General features: G+C 34.3%; 15 protein-coding genes and 2 pseudogenes. 6 read left to right on the plus strand and 11 right to left on the minus strand.

Annotation, left to right across the window (positions count from 1 at the left end):
- Window positions 1–2 precede the first annotated feature (2 nt).
- From vanY to SPD53_RS14605, 7 genes and pseudogenes are all read right to left on the minus strand, one after another.
- The gene (vanY, locus tag SPD53_RS14570) at window positions 3–872 is read right to left on the minus strand and encodes a VanY-A/VanY-F/VanY-M family D-Ala-D-Ala carboxypeptidase (protein WP_336252996.1); all 870 of its coding nucleotides are present in this window, start codon (window positions 870–872) and stop codon (window positions 3–5) included.
- Between the two features lie 89 nt (window positions 873–961).
- Complete coding sequence (locus SPD53_RS14575; protein WP_336252997.1) at window positions 962–2,098, minus strand: sensor histidine kinase; 1,137 nt, start codon at window positions 2,096–2,098, stop codon at window positions 962–964.
- Window positions 2,091–2,786: a vancomycin resistance response regulator transcription factor, VanR-F/VanR-M family gene (vanR, locus tag SPD53_RS14580; protein WP_212967287.1), complete on the minus strand. Its 696-nt coding sequence runs from the start codon at window positions 2,784–2,786 to the stop codon at window positions 2,091–2,093. Before vanR ends, SPD53_RS14575 begins: the two co-directional genes overlap by 8 nt.
- 148 nt (window positions 2,787–2,934) lie before the next feature.
- Window positions 2,935–3,420 carry a GIY-YIG nuclease family protein gene (locus SPD53_RS14585; RefSeq protein ID WP_336252998.1) on the minus strand — a complete coding sequence of 162 codons (486 nt, stop codon included), beginning with the start codon at window positions 3,418–3,420 and terminating at the stop codon, window positions 2,935–2,937.
- A gap of 40 nt (window positions 3,421–3,460) precedes the next feature.
- Window positions 3,461–6,172 (minus strand): DEAD/DEAH box helicase family protein, encoded by a 2,712-nt coding sequence (locus SPD53_RS14590; RefSeq protein ID WP_336252999.1) that lies wholly within the window; start codon window positions 6,170–6,172, stop codon window positions 3,461–3,463.
- Between the two features lie 2 nt (window positions 6,173–6,174).
- Window positions 6,175–8,060: pseudogene (locus SPD53_RS19890) on the minus strand (DNA methyltransferase).
- Window positions 8,061–8,079: 19 nt separating this feature from the next.
- Window positions 8,080–8,925 carry a helix-turn-helix domain-containing protein gene (locus tag SPD53_RS14605; RefSeq protein ID WP_336253001.1) on the minus strand — a complete coding sequence of 282 codons (846 nt, stop codon included), beginning with the start codon at window positions 8,923–8,925 and terminating at the stop codon, window positions 8,080–8,082.
- A gap of 200 nt (window positions 8,926–9,125) precedes the next feature.
- Here SPD53_RS14605 and SPD53_RS14610 point away from each other — a divergent pair, with 200 nt between their 5' ends.
- The 6 genes from SPD53_RS14610 (at window position 9,126) to SPD53_RS14635 (ending at window position 13,274) form a co-directional block, all read left to right on the plus strand.
- The gene (locus SPD53_RS14610; RefSeq protein WP_094264215.1) at window positions 9,126–9,458 is read left to right on the plus strand and encodes a hypothetical protein; all 333 of its coding nucleotides are present in this window, start codon (window positions 9,126–9,128) and stop codon (window positions 9,456–9,458) included.
- Between the two features lie 64 nt (window positions 9,459–9,522).
- On the plus strand, window positions 9,523–10,272 hold the full coding sequence (locus SPD53_RS14615) for a hypothetical protein (protein WP_336253002.1): 750 nt from the start codon (window positions 9,523–9,525) through the stop codon (window positions 10,270–10,272).
- Window positions 10,273–10,315: 43 nt separating this feature from the next.
- A complete protein-coding gene (locus tag SPD53_RS14620; RefSeq protein WP_336253004.1) occupies window positions 10,316–10,834 on the plus strand; it encodes a hypothetical protein in 519 nt (172 codons plus the stop codon).
- Between the two features lie 155 nt (window positions 10,835–10,989).
- On the plus strand, window positions 10,990–11,583 hold the full coding sequence (locus SPD53_RS14625; RefSeq protein ID WP_336253005.1) for a rolling circle replication-associated protein: 594 nt from the start codon (window positions 10,990–10,992) through the stop codon (window positions 11,581–11,583).
- A gap of 202 nt (window positions 11,584–11,785) precedes the next feature.
- Window positions 11,786–12,028, plus strand: coding sequence for a DNA-binding protein (locus tag SPD53_RS14630; protein WP_336253007.1), 243 nt, complete (start codon window positions 11,786–11,788; stop codon window positions 12,026–12,028).
- A 100-nt stretch (window positions 12,029–12,128) separates the two neighbouring features.
- Window positions 12,129–13,274, plus strand: coding sequence for a site-specific integrase (locus SPD53_RS14635; protein ID WP_336253008.1), 1,146 nt, complete (start codon window positions 12,129–12,131; stop codon window positions 13,272–13,274).
- A 136-nt stretch (window positions 13,275–13,410) separates the two neighbouring features.
- Here SPD53_RS14635 and SPD53_RS14640 read toward each other — a convergent pair.
- The 4 genes and pseudogenes from SPD53_RS14640 to SPD53_RS14655 form a co-directional block, all read right to left on the minus strand.
- A pseudogene (locus tag SPD53_RS14640) lies at window positions 13,411–14,067 on the minus strand (Vgb family protein); the annotation flags it as partial.
- 12 nt (window positions 14,068–14,079) lie between these two features.
- Complete coding sequence (locus SPD53_RS14645) at window positions 14,080–15,678, minus strand: Vga family ABC-F type ribosomal protection protein (RefSeq protein ID WP_336253009.1); 1,599 nt, start codon at window positions 15,676–15,678, stop codon at window positions 14,080–14,082.
- Between the two features lie 455 nt (window positions 15,679–16,133).
- Window positions 16,134–17,447, minus strand: coding sequence for an IS1380-like element ISBco1 family transposase (locus SPD53_RS14650; RefSeq protein WP_017550355.1), 1,314 nt, complete (start codon window positions 17,445–17,447; stop codon window positions 16,134–16,136).
- 719 nt (window positions 17,448–18,166) lie between these two features.
- Complete coding sequence (locus tag SPD53_RS14655; RefSeq protein WP_277679600.1) at window positions 18,167–19,072, minus strand: macrolide 2'-phosphotransferase; 906 nt, start codon at window positions 19,070–19,072, stop codon at window positions 18,167–18,169.
- Window positions 19,073–19,079: the final 7 nt, after the last annotated feature.

Consider the following 19,079-nt stretch of genomic DNA (forward strand, 5'->3'; position numbering starts at 1 on the left):
CTTTAGTCGTACATAGTCACAATTATTCCATCCATATTGTCACCCGAAATCTTATACTCTTGATTTTTCGGTATATGAATAGTCATGTTTTCGGAAAACGAATGATAAGAAACGGTATATTTTTTACCATCAAATTCAGCAGTAACTTTCTTTTTCTCTTTGAGATAATCCAAATACTCTTCTAAAACAAAATTCTTTTCCTTCATAATCACGCTATGAGGTAAACCAACATAGCGAATATGCCAAGGTTCGTATTGAATTCCCGTAATGTCCGTTTTATCCTCTGGATAACGTAAAATGAATCCGTATTTCCAAGCATTTTTTTCTATCCATTCTCCTTCAGGTGCTTTATCCATCGTCGTTTGAGTAGTTCCTACATCAAGCGCTAACCCCATATTATGTTCGCTATATCCGGCAGGCAAAGCAACATCAGGGCCCGATTCTTCATAAAGTTTCCTTTGCTCATCTAAGCTTCGATAGCCACTAGTAATCCAAAAATTATCAACTCCCTCTTTTTCTGCGGCAGCAATCATTTCCGAAAATTCATGTGCTATATCCTCTGACAAATAAATATTGTTATATAACAATCCATATCCCTTCACCAATTCATTGTGTGTAAAAAGGTTCACGACATCTGTTTTAATACCTTCTTGGCGAACAGGATATTCACTATTGACCAAAAGCAGATTACCTTGATAGATTTGTTCTTCTGTAATCTTTATTGTTTGGATATTATCAAAATCCTCTCCTTTATCATTTTCCTGTTGAATATCTTCTCGTACTTCTACTTTTGGTTCAAAAAAAGAGCCATTAATTATGAAAACAAAACACAAGCCCACTATAAATAAAATTAAAAATCCCCACTTCTTCATTTTTAGCTTCCTCCTAATTCTTCCTTGTTTAAAAGAATAGCTAAAACTTTTTAAAAAAAGAGTGGGGTAAATCTTAAATTTTTCTTAAATCAAGTATTTGAATTTATTCCATCTCCATTATTTCTTAATGTTTGACTTCCCTTTGGTAAACGGACTTCAAAAACTGTCTGAGTTACACTACTTTCAACAGTAATTGAACCGTTATGTTGCTCCACAATATTCTTCGCAATAAACAATCCAAGACCAGCGCTATTTTTGTTTTGAGTTCTTGCTTTGTCTCCAGTATAGAGCATATCAAATAGATGCGGGAGGTCCTCCGGAGGAATACGATCACCATAATTCACAACTTGTACAACAACTTCCTCCGACTCAATAAAGCCGTTAATGTCTACAAACTGACCGTCGTAACCATACCGAGTCGCATTCATCAAAAGATTTTCAAACACACGTGCTAAAAGCTCTCCGTCACCGATAATAGGTAAGTAGGGAGGCAAGTTCATTCGAGCGGTCAAATTATTTTTCGTGAAGACAGGATATAATTCTTCTTTCAATTGATGAAGGAGGTCACTTAAATTAATGTACTTTTGTTCAATTGGCAACATGCCATAGTTCATTCTCGTTATTTCGAATAATTCATCAATTAGACTTTCTAAACGTTGAGATTTAGTAAAAGCAATTGTCAAAAAATGTTTGACTTGTTCCTCCGTCAAATTCTTATCATTAAGGATTAAATCTAAATAACCTAATACGGAGGTGAGCGGTGTACGCAGATCATGAGCTAAATTTACGACTAACTGATTTTTACTGCTTTCCGAAAATTCCCCTTTTTCAATGGCCTGTTTCAATATTTCACTAGCCAAATTAATATCTTGCGCAATATCCCTAAATTCGTCATTTGAATGAATTTCAACACGGTGACTAAAGTTGCCATTAGCGAGATGATGAATTCCGTTTGAAATCTTATTAAAGTAGGTCAAATAGCGCCTAGTGAGTAAAAAGAAGAACAATATCGAAAGTGGGATAAAAATTAGTAAAAAAAAGTTAATGTCCCCAATTTGTCTAATGATTCGGCGAAAATGGGCTAACGGACTTTCATAATCAACTACAGTGTAATAAAAAAATTGAAGGACTTTATAAATGATATACGTGATTGTACCCGAGAGAAACATACTTAAGCCAAATGTTATAATCATTTTTGCACGAAAACTTCTTGAGAATTTAGCCATTGAATGTATACCCAACGCCCCACACAGTTTTAATCCATTTGTTTGTTCGTTTATTTTCTCTAAGCTTTTTCCTTATTGTACGAACATGGACCATAACGGTATTACCGCCCTCAAAGTATGCTTCGCCCCACACCTGCTGAAAAATATCTTCTACACTGTAAACCTTCTTTGGATGACTAGCCAGTAAATACAAAATATCAAACTCCTTTGGTGTCAGCTCAATGTTTTCACCATATAGAGTAACCGTGCGTTGATCAAGGGAAATCACTAGTCCACCAAATTCCAAGTTCGTATTATTATCATTTTGGGGATGATTCAGCTTTATAAAGCGTCGTAACTGAGCATTTACCCGAGCAACCAATTCAATAGGGGTGAAAGGTTTCGTTATATAATCATCAGCTCCAATTACAAGCCCTTGTACTTTATCAAAATCAGAAGTTTTGGCACTTACAAAAATGATAGGCATATTATATTGTTCGCGAATACGACGAGTTACCTCATATCCATCCATTTTCGGCATCATAATATCCAAAATCAGCAACTCAAATGCCTGATTCTCCACAACACGAACTGCCTCTTGTCCATCTGATACTTTAACAACATGGTACCCTTCTTTTTCTAAATGGAACGCAATAAGATCAGCAATTTCCTCATCATCTTCAGCAATTAATATCGAAATATCTCTCATCTTCCCACTCCTAAATAAACAAAGCTTTTTTAACTAAATTTCCCGTTATCATAATTACAATTCTTAACAATATCATTGAAAATACCGTATTTTCCTTTATTGTGCTACTCCACAATCTGGTCTGGTCGTTGAAAAAAAGCTAATGGCGCTAAAATTGTTCCATCTCGGCATTGTCTACTTCAGATAAAGTAGGCTTTGATGGTCTGTTTCCATTATCCAATTTTACTTTTCCTGCATCATCCGCTAATCTGCATAACTCTGATTCAAGATATTGTATTTGTGTTTTTGTGATATAATCGTCTTTTGAAGTAAAAACAATGGCTTCATCCCAAAATTCTTTTTGTTTTCCTCCCAAAGAATGTGACTTTAATCGTTCCTCGACGATTTCGCCTTCTCCTATATAAACCGTTGTTTCTTCCGGTGTTGCGATATCATTTCCAATCAATAAATAACAGCCTGCTTTTCGTGATTCTTCTCTTAGTAAAAACTCTTTTAGTTTTGATCTAGGAAAGATGGTCGTGTATATCGTCATATTGGAGATTTCTACCGTTCTAAGTCCATTCGGATTCCCATCGACTAAAAACAAACGTATTAATTTCCCTGACACCTCAATCACTCCAATATGTTTAAACATTTAAACGTGAATTACGGGAGTGTTTATTGACTTCGTTTATTTATAACTCTTGAACACTCAAACCTTTAAACGCCCGTCCTAATGCGATTTCCCCGATTTGTTTCATTGTATTTCTTCCATCATTCATCGTATAAAATTTAACCCCTTTAATTTTTACATCTTCTGTTTCATCTTCAAACATGATTTCAGCTTCTTGTTCGTTTATATAGAGCAGTAAGTCCTCTTTCCACTGTTCCTCTTCCATATCCCTTCCTTTTGGTTCAATAAATATTTGGACGATGAAATCGGCATTTTTTAAGTACAAAATAAAGTCTGGTTGAAATCCTTCTAATCGTATCTCATTATGATCATATCCAAATTGATGTAATTTTAACTGGTGATTTTTTGCCGATTCACGATGCATATTTTCGTCCATTCTGATGAGATACACGTCTGAATACTGTTCTTTAAACTCATTCACTCGTTCGCCGATTCGATCGATTAACTGTTTTTCCGTTTGGTTAATAATGGCTGAGTCATAAACAAAATAATCTTCTTTCATTTCAAACCGCTGTACTTTTTGTGGGTTTGTATCCATTAAGATTCTTGACGTATCGTAATTAGGAACACGTTTTCGATAGTTCGAGATATACTCCTTGATTGGATAGCCGATAAATTTATTCGTGCCACGACGTTTGTTATAGCCGGCTTTAATTTTTTTTGCCACATCCATGAAGTATGCTTCTAGTATCTTAAGTTTTTCATTCGGTCGAAGATCATCTTCTGTCATCGAACGTGGAACGATGGCATAAACCGTCCGATTGTACAGATTTAACCAATTTTCACCTAAAAACTGTTCTCTTGATTTGAGTAAAGGGATGTATTTTTTCAAATTATGAAAGTGATAGAATGAGATACGATTCATCACTTTATTGACATAACGTTTATCAAATTCAACGGCAACATGATGGGTATTCGTCACATCGCCTGTTACTTCACGATCTTTATAATCTAATTCTTGAGAAGAGAAAAGATAAGGAATCATAATATCTTTTTTGTTATCTACGCCATACTTTTCCAGCGAATCATAATAATCATCACTCACTTCAACGGTTTCGTTATAATAGATTTTCCCGTATTTCCATACATCCGTTTGTTTAAAACTTCTTTTTACTTTTACATTCAGTAACGGATTTTTTTCATCCGTGCCTGTCGGTAAATTCATTTCGTTTAACGATTCGACTAAGTTTTTCAAGTATTGTGGTTCATTAATGGTATGATAGTGAATTGTTTCTAAAATAAGGCTATCCTTGCTGTCGTCTTCAAATCGCCTTTTATAAGATCTTTCACCATTTAATAGAAACGGATAATATCTTGCGCCTCGACCGATTAATTGAGCCTCTGACATCGTTGTTGCTTTCGTACCTTTCACTTTTGGATCATCACTGAGCCGAACAATATCGTACAGATTCAGTACATCCCATCCTTCGGTCAGTTTCGCCACGGCAAAGATAACACGATATAAGTTCGTCGGACTTTCCAAGCTATTTAACGCATCGTATTGACCTTTTTCAAGTAACCCTGTTCGATCGGTATCATTTGCATTAATAATCCGGGTAGGCGCAAATTCCCTTTTAATTTCACGAACAATTTCCGTTAACTGGTCATCATGCTCTCGATAATATTGATGAGCGAATGCTAACGTTTCACTGTCCTGTTCCATTGTAATTTGTTCTTGTCTTGCTAAAAACTCTCTCAATGAATCGGCTGTCAATGCCTCAATCATCTCATTAAATTTTTCATTCGCTTCGTTAGAGGCGTCAATTCGCTGTGATTTAAACATAACAACAGGTTTAATGTATGTGCCATATTGGTCAAGTGCATATCTTCTTCGATACTCGCTTAATAAAACAACATTCAACATGTTTTCAATATCTGCGTTACTGGATTGAATTCGTTTGACGTTTTTTGAGTATTTATCTTGAATGAACCGATCCAGCGCGTAACGATAGATCACTTTATCTTTATATTTTTCATAAATGTTTTTGTTATCTAGGTCAATCGTCGCAGTAAATTCTAACAAGAGATTATCTTCTCTTGCATTTAAAATGGTGGAAATGGCGCTTTCCCATGATTGCTCGGTTTCTTTTTCCGATTTCGTCGTTGCGGAATAATGATGAGCCTCATCACCTAGTATAACGACTTTATGTTTCGCATAATCTTCCTCCCCCATCGCGTTTTCTTTTTGAGTATAAATGTCTGTTGCGACACTCTGAACGGTTGCTAACTTTAAATAAATCGTATTCTTACTTTGGTTTTTAGGAAAGGACTGCACTTGCCGTATTTCAATTCTTTCTCCATCGATTTCAATCTGTGGTTTGTATAAATATTTTTCAGAAGCTTTATTCGTTAAGTTATCGATCGTCTTGTTTAACACGCCATTCGTATTCACTAAAAATAAAAAGTTTTGGTAACCGTGTTCTTGGTATAAATACAGGATTAACCCTGCCATCAAATCCGTTTTTCCACTGCCTGTCGCCATATGAAATAAGACGTGGTTTATGTTTCGATGACGAAACGCTTGACTCACTTGCGAGTAATGAAAAAATCGCAGTGCAGCCCTTTGGTAGTATCTGAATGTATGTACCATGTTTTCAGCAATGTAGTCTGGTGTAGACCACATACCTTCTTCGTTAAATAGACTCTGATCCAGTTTTATTAATTCATCATATAAAGGCAAGGGTAACTGTTTTCTTTTTTTCCGCTTTGACATAATTATTCCTCACCCTCTTCATAAAAGCTTTTATTAAAGGCATAATCGCTATCACTAATTAGATCGCGAACATGTTCGTCATCGATTTCAGAATAATTATAATACAGCTGGTTTTTGTCGATGATTTTGATCAAGCATCGTTTTTGGTCATCTAACGATAATTCATGTAACGTATCTTTTACTTTTTCCAAATCAACTCTAAAATCAATTTCCGCTTCTTCTAACATAAAATTGAATACTTTCTGTAATTCATTATGGTTTTTAGCGTCTCTAATTGCCCTTATAAACCCACGGTTTTTTTCCATTAATTCTACGTAAACAAAACTTCCTCCACCTTGCCAGTTGACATCTTTAGAAATTCCTCCTTGTTCGCCTTCAATTACCTTTTGAAGTCGCGGAATAGAGACAGTGTTTATATAATCCATTTGTTCGATACCGATATATCGACGGTTCATTTTATGGGCAACCGCCTGAGTTGTAGCAGATCCCATGAAAAAATCTAGTACAATATCTCCCTCGTTACTAGCTAAATGTATAATTCTATTTAAGAGCTTCTCTGGTTTAGGTGTAGAAAAAGGAGCTATATTTTCTATAGCGTTTACCTCTTTCTTTGCGTCTTGGTTATTACCCACTTCAGAATGTTTCCAAATTGTCATTGCTGTAATACCATCTTTTACCTCGGATAAAAACTTCTTTAGACGAGGTACATTATTTCCTTTTTCTCCAAACCATATTCTATTATCATCAATCAATTCCTTCATTCTTTGTTTAGAAGTATTCCAACTCCTTCCTTTTGCAGGTTTTATAACTCTACCACTTGGAGTAGTTATTGGATAATCGTATTCTTCTGAGTAGGTTTTTACTGTCAAATCACTTGATGTCCAAGGTCCTCTAGGGTCATTGTCAGGATTACTATATCTACTATTCATTTCTTCACTTCTTGGCAGTAACTTTGGTCTCCAAAGTTCTTTATTCTTTGAAAAGACAAGTATATGGTCATGACTATCGGAAAGCCAAGTAGCGTCATTTTGTGGAGAGAACTTTTTTCCCATATAACATTGTTTACAAAATTCTCTCTTCCAAAAACCTCGTCGCATAAAATTTTAAGATAATGACACTCATCATCATCAATATTCACCCAAATAGAACCCTTTTCAGATAATAACTCCCTTACAATTTCAAGCCTATTTTTCATAAATGTAAGCCATGTTGAGTGTTTAAATCGGTCGTTATATTTGAAACTGTCTGACCCCGTATTATACGGTGGATCAATATAAATTAATTTTATTTTTCCTGCATATTTCTCTTTCAACGTATGTAATGCCAACAAATTATTCCCTTTAATAATCAAATTATCGTCTTCACTAAAGCTGTTTACTTCTCGTACACCATCTTGATCGTATTTTTTGGCGTTTACTAATATCTTTTTATCTAATAAAACATCAATCTCTTCTTTCGCAATCACTTCATTTAAAAAAGGCTCGTCTGGTCTCAAATCATCTTTATCTGTATCTTCTTTCGACATACTTGCTTTTAAAATGGTGTCTTTATAAGGGAAATCTAATACGACATCGGTTGATTCATCGATAAACTTGCCGCCAGCGGTTAAACCGATTTTTTTCGAGTACTTTGTAAACGAATCTTGCCAATACTCGTCTGCTTCAAAGAGCTCGATTAACTTATTCGTTTGTAAAACCATATGACCGTTAATCGTGATGGCGAAGTTCTCTTTAATCGTTTCATTCTCAATAAATGCACCTAGTAAATCCTTATCGTAAGCGTCTAAATCTTGAATGACTTTACTTTTATTCAATTGTCCTTCAATCATGTATTTTTCTCCGAACTGTTCCAACACTTCTTTAATTGCTTTATTAATTTTTGTTTTCATGAGTGCCCCTCCGTAAACATTAAAAGATTGATTTATGCTCCCTCTTCTTAAACGCTTCATAATTTAATTCAACAACATCTTTCAATCTTGTACTTATCTCTTGGATTAACTGTTCAGCATCGTCTTTAATATCCCTGTAATCCCTATCTTTCTGTTTATCATATGCATCAGCTGAATGAATTCCACCAAATGAAGGGCGGTTACTCTGATGTTCTCTTTCCAGTCGAAAAATATTGTTGCTTAATAACCAATTTAAATCTCTAAAGATTTTTTTAATTATAGGTTTCGTCGTATTGTTCATTCTAGATAATAAATCCAATAAAAATAAAATAATATCACTGTTGTGTTCTTTATTCTCATCTGACAATAGTCCCTGAAGCAACGGTAAGTATTTCGTTTGGAAATAATAGTCATCCAATATTGGAAATTCATTTTTCAACATATGTGCAGATAATGTTTTTTCCTCATCGTCATGATTAATTAACTCTTCAAAATTAGGAATAATAAGCGCTGCCGTGTCTTTTAATCGATTAAAATCCCCCGGTTTATAATGCATTTCTTTTAAAACCTTTTCTAACTCAAAAAATTTTTTTTCGCTAATCACTTCATTTAAATGATAGTAATCAAATATATCTTGTAGATAATCAGCTATATCCCCATAAAGTATCCAGTTACTATCTACTCCTGTTTTTTCAGAAAGCAATTTTAAGTTTTGAGAGCTCGGTACATTAGCTCCTCTCTCCCAAGAACTAATACTACTAATAGGCACATCTAATAATTGACTAAATTCTTTTAACGTCATTTGTTTTTCTTTTCTAATTTGCCGAATCCTTGAACCTATGCTTAGTTTGTTATATTCAAACATATTATCATTCCACTCCTTTATTACATTTTACATTTTTGTTTTACGTACTTTTATTACCATAAATATACCTTCTTCATACTTGTAATTCAAATATTGAACAAAATAATACTTGCAAAACCAAAAATATATGGTACTATGAAAATGAAATTACGGTTTTCGTAAATACATAACGTAAATCGAAAATGCAAGGAGGTGAGAAAATGGCTATCAATATTAAAGATCTGGTCGATGTTTCAAAACTGGGCAAAGAAATGTTATTGGTCGAAGCGCCTTCACCTTATACTCGGTTTATCGATGGTAAAAATACGGGTGAAATCGCGGGTTACAGGTACCCGGTCGTTTTGACGGAATACAATTGGGATAAAATTCAAGTCAAAATCGAAGGGCAAACGCCACAAATTAATCCAGAACAAATCAAAGACGGAAAGCCGATTAAAGTGACTTTTGAGAATCTAGAAGTCAACCCTTTTAGTCAAAACGGCAGAGTTGCGTTATCTTTTAAAGCTTCATCCATTTCTGTAGTGAAACAATAACCGTCATGCTCTAGGTAAATGGCATCGCCATTACCTAGAGCATGATGAAAGGAGGCTGGTACAGATGTTCAGATTGAAAAAGAAACATACTGTCACGTTTAAAAGACGAAGATTGCTCCATATCATTTATGCCTATTCTTTTATCGTTTTATTCTTCGTCACGATTTTTGTATTCGATCATTATTTACTCACGCGTTTTTCATATGAGATTGCTACTATATTTTATCTCATACCAATTATAGCATTCGCATCTCTCACTTTTTACCTTTTTTATACGAGTCGCTATTCATTCTCTAAAATCCAACAAATAAAAGCGAAACTTAGACACGTTATCCTTTTTAATCAATTGTATGTAACGGATAAAGATACCAATCCATACAAAGCCGTAACGTCCATGAAGTTTAAATTTTACTTTCAAAATCATTCATTAATCATTGAATCGTATCCAAACGGAGCGCCTTATACGTTACAACCGGATAGTCTGGCCAAGAAGCTTGAATCCGCTTTATCAATGAACTTAACAGATATAAAACATCGTTCACCTCATTTTGTCACATATGAATTTAGCGTAAATAAACCAGACCGCATTATCGTCAATAAAGCATTATTAAATGATTTTGATCCATTAACAATTCCTTTAGATTCCGAAAAAGATTGGAAGTTTATAAATATTCCACACGCTTTAATCGCTGGAGCGACTGGTTCAGGAAAAACGTTTATGATTTATTATTTAATTTTGCAATTTGCCATTCGAGGGGCTGATATTTTCATAATTAGATCCGAAAAGAAGCGATTTATCCAGTTTAAAATCTAGCATTCCTAATGCTTTAAATCGAATTGCTAGCACTCCAGCAACGATGGCAAAAATATTAAGGGAAGCCAACGATGAAATGAATAAACGTTATGAGACGATGTTTAATAAAACCGATGTCGAATTGGGTAAAAATTATAATCATTATAACTTGAAACCGATCGTTATTGTTTTTGATGAAGTTGCCGCTGCAATGGAAGAAGACAAAAAAATCGCCAAAGAAATCGATTCATATTTAAAGCAACTCATTCTAAAAGGCAGGCAAGCGGGGATATTCATGATTTTAAGTACTCAAAAACCGAATGCAGAAGCTGTATCAACGGTCATACGTGATCAAATCGGATTAAGGATTGCTTTAGGTCAACTATCGAAAAGTGGATATCGGATGACGTTAGGTGACGAATGGGATGAATTGCCTTCAGCCGAAACCGGAACTGGAAAAGGATTCGTATTTTTAGATGGTGAAGGGTGGACTTTACCTAGACCCTTTGAAGCTCCGTATCTGAACTTTGAAGGATTAAATTATCGTCAAGAACTGTATTCAGCAATGATGAATAACAGATAGTTTGCTTCGTCGTATTCGACCGTAGAAAAGTGATGACTGCTACGTCAGTAGCAGAGTGGAACGGTCAAGCGGAGCGGTCACTTTTCTAACGGTCGAGAGCTTGAGCGTAGCGAAAGCTGTTAACTTGTTATATATGCAAATTTGAAGAGAAAAAGGTGGTGTTTAAACATGGAAAATTAAAGTATTACAATACAAAAATAATTGAAACCAGTTTTACAGAAGTATACGAGTATGAAGAAGTGACTGGCTATGGATTTACACGTCCATCAAATGAAACGAATAGGGAATATATAAAGTTTGAAGATGCTTCATACGAAGAGAAAAGTAAACGTGTGGAACGAATGAAGAAATATCATAAAAATGAACGTTGGGAACTCGGTCGATTGATCGATGCAAACTTTGATCATCGAACTAGTTTTTTAACCTTAACATTTAAAGAAAATATAGATGACATTCAAAAAACGAATTATGAATTTAATAAATTTATAAAGAGATTGAATTATAAAATATATAAATCGAAAGAAGCAAAGTTAAAATATATTGGTGTGTGGGAGTTACAAAAAAGAGGAGCGATCCATTATCATATTGTTTTGTTTTCTGTACCTAAAATTCCTTATAAAGATTTGAAAGAAATCTGGCCATACGGGTCAGTGAATATAAAAAAGATTAATGTAGATCAGAGAGAAAATATTGGTCGATATATAAGTAAATATTTTGAAAAAACATTGGTGATCCGCAATTACTTGTAAAATTCATGAATAAAAAAAGAGTGTTTAAGTCCAAAAACTTAAAGCAACCAAAAATAAGATTTGAATTAAACGAGGAATGGAAGACATTTTCAGATGACGAGGTTTTGTTCCAAAAAACGTACACAGGTTACAAAAAAGTCGGTGGAGGATACCAGGAATATCGTATTCGATACACAAAACTGAAGCATAGGAGTGATAATAAATGACACAACAAATTGATTACGATATTATACAGTCTATTAAGGACCAGTTAGAAATATATTTTAACAAAATGAATCGGCATCAAGAATGGCTCGACCTGAAATCAGGCGCTAAATATGCCAATGTCTCTTACAATACATTTATGAAATTTCGGCAAATGGGTTTAAAGGTTGCTGAAATTGATGGGGTAAAAAGGGTGAAAAAATCAGAGATAGACCGATTTTTACAAGAGCATAGTTTTTAGCGCATTGTGGGTTTATCTCATAAATGAGTATAATGGTTTATGAGGTAAACCCTCTTTTTAATCATTTGCCCCCGCAATTGATTAGAGGAGGTTTTACTAAGTGATTAAACAATACAAATTGACAAATGGGGAGATTAGATATGAATTTCAAGTTTATTTAGGAACAGATGAAGCCACAGGAAAACAAATGCGAACAACTAGACGCGGTTTTAAAACGAAAAAAGAAGCGGAACTAGCATTGGCACGAATTAAATTACAGGTCGCAAGTGGCGAGTTTAGAAAAGAACGGGCAGAAACATTTAAAGAAGTTTATGAGTTGTGGTTACTTCAGTATGAAAACACTGTAGAACAAAGCACGTTTGTAAAAACGGTTAGCTTATTTGATAATCATATCCTTCCTAGCATTGGTGAATATAAAATTGAAAAAATTACGGTTGATATATGCCAGAAAGCTGTAAACGATTGGGCGAAAAAACTTAAAAACATTAGTAAGGTTAAAGCATATGCTTCTCGAGTATTTAACTTTGCTGTCAAACGTGATTTTGTTCAAAAAAACCCGTTTGATTTAGTCGAGCTTCCAAGAAAAAGGAATAAACAATTACCTGATGAAACAGACGAAAAGAACTTTTACACTCGTGAACAATTAATTGAATTTCTTTCATGTTTGGAAAAAGAAACAAACGTGAAAGCATACGTGCTATTTCGTTTGCTCGCATTCAGTGGCATGAGAAAAGGAGAAGCGTTAGCGCTGACATGGCGCGACATAAACTTTAAAACAAAAGAAATACGCATTAACAAGGCGCTTTCTCGTGGGAAAAACAGTAAGCTTTATATCAAGTCAACAAAAACGAATGAAGCTCGAACGATAAAGATGGATGAAAAAACAATGGGCGTATTAAGGATGTGGAAAAAGAAACAGAAAGAAGATTATTTCAAGCTTGGTTTTAATACATCTAAACCATCTCAACTCGTTTTCAGCAATGAGAAGAATGAATTTATACAACCGTCAAAAACTCGTGAATGGATACTATACGTTCAAGAGAAATACAATTTAAAGAAAGTGACGACACATGGTTTACGTCATACCCACTGTTCGCTTTTATTTGAAGCAGGTGCTACGTTAAAAGAAGTACAAGATCGGCTCGGTCACAGTGATATAAAAACGACAATGAACATTTACACACATGTTACAAAAAAAGCTCAAGAACAAGCCATACAAAAGTTTTCAAGCTATGTAAATCTGTAAAAAACGACGACATTTTGACTACGTATTTGACTACGTTTAAATGAAATAAATTGAAATTCCATGAAAAAGAAAAAGCATCAAATTCCTTTCATATCAAGGAGTTTGACACTTAATAAAAATCATTGAAACTGTATGGTGGAGCCCGATATTCTCTAATCTCACCATCAGTAGTAATTCGACCTATTTTATTTCCCATAATTTCTACAAACCAGATTGCACCATCGTTGCCATTAGTAATACCTACTGGGGCTACTGCTTGTGTTGGTAGGGGATATTCAGTTATTTTTCCTTTATCCGTAATTCTTCCAATTGAATTATTTTGGTTCTCTGTGAACCAAAGTGCGTTATCCAAACCTAATGTAATAAATGTAGGATAAGACCCCTTATTTGGTAGGTCATATTCATATATAGTACTATCAGCCGTCAACTTTCCTATCCGGTTTCCATTCATCTGAGTAAACCATATTTCACCATTTGGACCTTCAGTTATTCCATAAGGACCAGAATCAGGCTGTGGCAATGGATATTCTGTAAAATCACCTGTTATTGTCATTTTTCCTATTTTATTGGCTCCATTCTCTGTAAACCATATATCACCACGGGAAGAAACAGTTAAGCACATTACTTTAGCGTTAGGGGTTGGAACTGTATACTCTCTTATTCTGCCATTTTGATCTATACAGCTGATTTTATTTGCTTTATGTTGAGTAAACCATACATTTCCGTCTTTTGCTGAAGCTATCCCATAAGGTCCAGAGTTAGTTCTTGCAATCATATATTCTGCTATATTCATACTAAATTTCCTCTATATTTTTAATCGATTTCTTAAATTATTACGTTTATTAATCAACATTTGGAATTCTTGTTCTAGTTTTCCTGAAGACTTACTATTTAGTTCACTAATGATTTGAGTCAGTTTGACTTCAACTTTTAGGAGTTCATCTTTAATATAATCATGTTCTGTCTTCTGGTTCCTTTCTTTAAATTCTTTATAACTTCCAGTGAACTCTGTAACCTTTTGCTGAGAAATTTCAATAATTTTAGTTGCAATATTATCAACGAAACGGCTATCATGTGAAACAAAGATGACTGTCCCTTCATAGTTCATTAATAACCTTTCTAGTGCCTCAACAGTTTCAATATCTAAATAGTTTGTTGGTTCATCCATTACTAATACATTCATATCACTCAAGAATACTTTTGCAAAAGCTACTTTTACCCTTTCCCCACCACTTAATACTTCAATAGACTTATATACATCTTCACCAAAAAAATGTAACCGAGCAAGTACTGTACGGACAATATCTTCTGGATAAGGAGAGGTGGATTTTACATTTTCTAATATAGTTTTCTTGTTTTCTAAAATATCAATCTTTTGACTAAAGTACCCGATTTTTACTGCTGGCGATATGGATACTTTTGGTACTCTTAATAAAATCTGTTTCAACAATGTTGTTTTTCCAGACCCATTATTACCAATAATTGCAACCTTTTCACCACCTTTTATAACAAATGAAGCATCTCTCCAAAGCACATGATCTTCAAAGTTTACAGATAAGTTTTTAACACGAACTACATTTCGTCCTAGAATTTGTTCCCCATTCGGCAAATTCATTTTTATTGCTGGCAGTTCTTTTGGTTTTTTAACATTTTCCAATTTTTCTACACGTGTTTCCAGAGCCTTAATGTTTTGATGCATTTTCTTTTGTTTAGTCGCATACTCCATTTTATATAAGCGAGATTCAGATGTACCCATTCGCTTTGAAGGTGGCTTAATCATTTTTTTAGCATTTTGCTCTTTTAGTTTTGTAGCACGTTCCAATTGTCGTTTCTTCGTTATAAACTTTTCATATTCGTCTTTTTGTTTTCGCCGGAGTAATTCCTTTTGCTCCACATAATTTGTATAGTTACCGATAAATTCCTTAATGTTCCCTTCTTCTATTTCCCAAATTTTTGTGCAAATTTGATCTAAAAAATAACGATTGTGTGAAACAAGGACAATTGTTCCACGATATCGAATGAAATGTTTCTCAAGTTCTTCTATACTACGGGCATCAAGGTTTGTTGTTGGTTCGTCTGCAAATAAAATTTCTGCCTTAGTAGCCAATGCTTTGTCAATATAACACTTTGTTATTTCACCACCACTTTTAAAGGTATCCATCTTTTGCAATTGAGGTAAATAATAGCGGCTTACAGTTGTCATAACTTCTCCTTTATCTGCTTCGATTTCACCAGACAATATGGACAATAATGTTGTTTTTCCACTTCCATTACGATCAACTACACCAATTCTATCCATATTATGAATATATAATTGGTCAATATCTAAAAGTTTACGGTCTTTTATTGTTAATTCAATATTCTTAGCTTCAAGAATCATTACTTGAGCCCTCCCTTCATACATAACAAATAATGTACTTCATACACTTTTTTATTAAGGCAAACAATTCTTATACTTACTCTCAATTTTTACTTAAGAAAACAAAAAACCTCCTATCATTTCTGAATAGGAGGCACATAATTAATCGCAAAAAGAAAACACTTAAACAATTAATTTACATATACTTTTTGATTATAATAATGTACATTATTAATCCTATTCAGAAAATTGTTGTCATCATTCGTTGACTTCTGAATAGGAAAGAATACAAAAATATTATTTAATCCTGAAATATTCATAGCTACAAATCCCATTTGATAAAATTTGTTAAATTAGTTGAACATAACGGTATTTAATTAAGAACCGTAGCCAATTCATAAAATAACTGAATTTTCAATAGAACAACTCTGGTATTTTGGGCATACTTCCCCCTTGACTGAAAAATTTATTTTTTTCAGTTATGAGAAGTATTCTATTGGTCATTCCAATTGTAGTTTTTGAATTCGATTCAGTACATCCCAAAAGAAATTTTGATACACAAAACTCGATGATAGTTTGAAGTAAAGGGATCTACCTGATTTCACGACTTTACTTGCCGCTTTAATTAACCGAGTACGTATCGTATCAATTTGCATAGTTTTTTGACCTTCCGGAAAACAAAGAGTTCGTAACCAATTGGTCAAATTATATGCAAGAAGTGTTAACATCATTTTTACTTCGTTCACTAGAAAAGCGTGGCTATTCATATGATCAAAGTAAAAGCCATTTTTTGCTTCTTTGATATAGTTTTCCATCGTCCCTCTTTTTTGATAAGCTCGGACGATATCTTGAGGAAAAGCTAATTCAAAGTTAGTAACAAAAAAGGAATGGGTAAAGAACAGCTCACCTGCAGGACGTACCGATTGAATAATCACCCTTCTTGGTTTTGACCATGATTTTGCTTGGTAAATCGTTTCTTCATAATAGGTTTCCGTCTTGGAAACATCTAAAGGTGCGGAAGAAGGATGGTATTCCTTCGCTAAACTTTGTAGTTGTGAATTCGATTTCAACCGAATAATATACAAAACAGATTCTTCTTCACACAGATCGTATAATCCCGGAACAGCAAACCCGCTATCTCCACGAAGAAACAGGGTAGTTTCCGGAAACATTTCGTTATAATGTTTAATGAGAGGCCGAATAAATTCCACCACACCATTTGATGTATAAACATTTCCGGGACGGAGTTGTGCTTTCAAAAAGTCACCAGTCGCACCATCAAAGGCGACTAATGGATGAAAACCCATCGTGCCATAATGAGTATTATATGACGAAGATTCTTGGTCCCCATATGTATCCGAATGAGTCGAATCCAAGTCGATAAATAACTCTTTCGATTGTCGAAAACAATGAATCTTATCAAGCATTTCTTGGTTAGCCAGATTTAATTGTTCAATTGAATCTTTATCAAATCGTGTATAAAAGCGAGACAAACTGGGCTGGGAAGCAAGTGTTGGAGTTTCAATGATTTCCTTAAACACAGGATCATGAGTCAACTGATCAGCCGCATCATCTTCCGCATACCCGGCAATGATTTGATAGACTTTTTGACGTAACAAGTTTTCATTTGAATGAAGATAATATTTCCTTGAATCGTTAAGTCTCAAGTACTTAACTAAAGTCTTTGAAAAACCAATTTTTTCATCGAATTCTCTAAAAAGAAACTCACCTGTATCGGAGGAAAGAGAACCTCCATCATTTGACAATTTAATTTTATGATTGAAATCAAGTGTTTTTTGCGTTAAAGTAACCATATAAAAAGTCCTTTTTGTTTGGTTACTTTAACTTTAACAGAAATGGATTCTTTTTTCATTTTTTTAATGAATTACAATAAAGCCGAAAAGGCTTGGTAATCCATAAGTTATAATAAGTTTCTGAATTTCTGTGAATAATTCAGGTAGATATTGATTAGTCACTTAAATATTGTAATTTTATTAGTATAGCCATGAAAAACTCGGGATCCCGATGAGGAAAACCCGAGTTTCTATTTGGATTTTGTGCTGAAAAAGCAAATGTTTATTATTACAGAATTGGTGGTGAAGTTAGCAAGAGTTTATTATGACAGTCAGGTGTTTATTCGTGATCTACATAGTAGAAAAAATAGATCCAGAAACAAGAATTATAAGTCACTTATGGATTATTTGTTTGCAAAGTTCTTCACTCTTTCATCTACTCTAGTTATCAACTATAATGACAGTTCTGAAGTATTTTTTACATGGATAATAATTATTGGATATTAAAGGATCAATTCACTATTGGGTCCGACCAAATTATTTTATCCATATTATAAATATCAGAGAAGAGTTGAAAAAGATTTATTTTCATATATATACTTATGGATTTTGCATAGAGTGTGATTTGGGATTGAAAGCCACTATTGGATGCTGCTTAAAAAACATAGAACTACATATTGTTTTTCCCGTTAAACTTCCTCGTTCTTTTTTCAGAAACCGACTATTTAGCGGTGAGAAAGTTACATTCCAGCTAATCCTAATTCTTTTTTTGCCATCTGAACATATTCATCCATACCAGATATTAAAGCGAATTCAGCAATTTCAACTGGAGAAGCTGCATTTAATTCAATGATATGTTCCTTCATCTCATGCCAATGGTATCCTCCAGCTTCTTTGTATGCCTCTATAAGTGCATCAAGACCTTCTTCACCAAATACTCTGTAATGGCCAACAAAATCAGTGGAAATATCAGCTATCTTAGCTTCCGTCCAATCAATTAACCCCGTCACACTTCCAGACTTTTCAATGAGAATATGTCCTGGGTGCAAATCTCCATGAATCATTCCTGTTTCTTTTGGCCACATTTCTTCATCGTTCAGCCACGACTGCCACCTATTCCATAACACCTCTCCCACCCCAAATTTCTCTTTAACAGCATCCATTCGGTCTTGCATGATTTGTTTTACTTCCTCTGGTGTTTGAACGACAATTCCAACTTCTTCCGCTTGTTTTTGCGGAATGCGATGAAGCATCGCCAATGTTTTTCCTAGTGTCCGATAAAATTCTTCTGGAATATTATTTTCATCAATTTCAAAAACATAGGCTTGTGCTTCAGGGTCAATGGTTCCTGCTGGAATACCTCGTAGCTTTTTATAGGCGATCAGCTCTTCTGTGTATATTTCCCAATCGGGAGCTTCAAAATCAGCGTACTGGTTTATTAGGTCCAATGCTGTCTTTTCTGCTTTCGTTCTAGGGAATACATCAGGTCTCCTTGGGATACGTAGCACCCATTCTTTTTCTTCCTGATCCTTGGCAAATACAACCTGAAAGTCTAATCCGGATTCATTAAACTCCATAGAGTCCTCTATCAATTGAAGACCATGTTTAACTGCAATTTCCAATACTTCATTTTTTGTTTTACTCATTACGCAT

It is taken from the genome of Oceanobacillus sp. MO10714A (genome assembly GCF_037072045.1).
In the GTDB taxonomy this organism is placed as follows: Bacteria; Bacillota; Bacilli; order Bacillales; family Amphibacillaceae; genus Oceanobacillus; species Oceanobacillus indicireducens.

Bases quoted from the DNA above. Each gene is read 5' to 3' on its own strand.
- vanY (WP_336252996.1), bottom strand. From the start codon at position 872: ATGAAGAAGTGGGGATTTTTAATTTTATTTATAGTGGGCTTGTGTTTT.
- SPD53_RS14575 (WP_336252997.1), bottom strand. From the start codon at position 2,098: ATGGCTAAATTCTCAAGAAGTTTTCGTGCAAAAATGATTATAACATTT.
- vanR (WP_212967287.1), bottom strand. From the start codon at position 2,786: ATGAGAGATATTTCGATATTAATTGCTGAAGATGATGAGGAAATTGCT.
- SPD53_RS14585 (WP_336252998.1), bottom strand. From the start codon at position 3,420: ATGTTTAAACATATTGGAGTGATTGAGGTGTCAGGGAAATTAATACGT.
- SPD53_RS14590 (WP_336252999.1), bottom strand. From the start codon at position 6,172: ATGTCAAAGCGGAAAAAAAGAAAACAGTTACCCTTGCCTTTATATGAT.
- SPD53_RS14605 (WP_336253001.1), bottom strand. From the start codon at position 8,925: ATGTTTGAATATAACAAACTAAGCATAGGTTCAAGGATTCGGCAAATT.
- SPD53_RS14610 (WP_094264215.1), top strand. From the start codon at position 9,126: ATGGCTATCAATATTAAAGATCTGGTCGATGTTTCAAAACTGGGCAAA.
- SPD53_RS14615 (WP_336253002.1), top strand. From the start codon at position 9,523: ATGTTCAGATTGAAAAAGAAACATACTGTCACGTTTAAAAGACGAAGA.
- SPD53_RS14620 (WP_336253004.1), top strand. From the start codon at position 10,316: ATGGCAAAAATATTAAGGGAAGCCAACGATGAAATGAATAAACGTTAT.
- SPD53_RS14630 (WP_336253007.1), top strand. From the start codon at position 11,786: ATGACACAACAAATTGATTACGATATTATACAGTCTATTAAGGACCAG.
- SPD53_RS14645 (WP_336253009.1), bottom strand. From the start codon at position 15,678: ATGTATGAAGGGAGGGCTCAAGTAATGATTCTTGAAGCTAAGAATATT.
- SPD53_RS14650 (WP_017550355.1), bottom strand. From the start codon at position 17,447: ATGGTTACTTTAACGCAAAAAACACTTGATTTCAATCATAAAATTAAA.
- SPD53_RS14655 (WP_277679600.1), bottom strand. From the start codon at position 19,072: ATGAGTAAAACAAAAAATGAAGTATTGGAAATTGCAGTTAAACATGGT.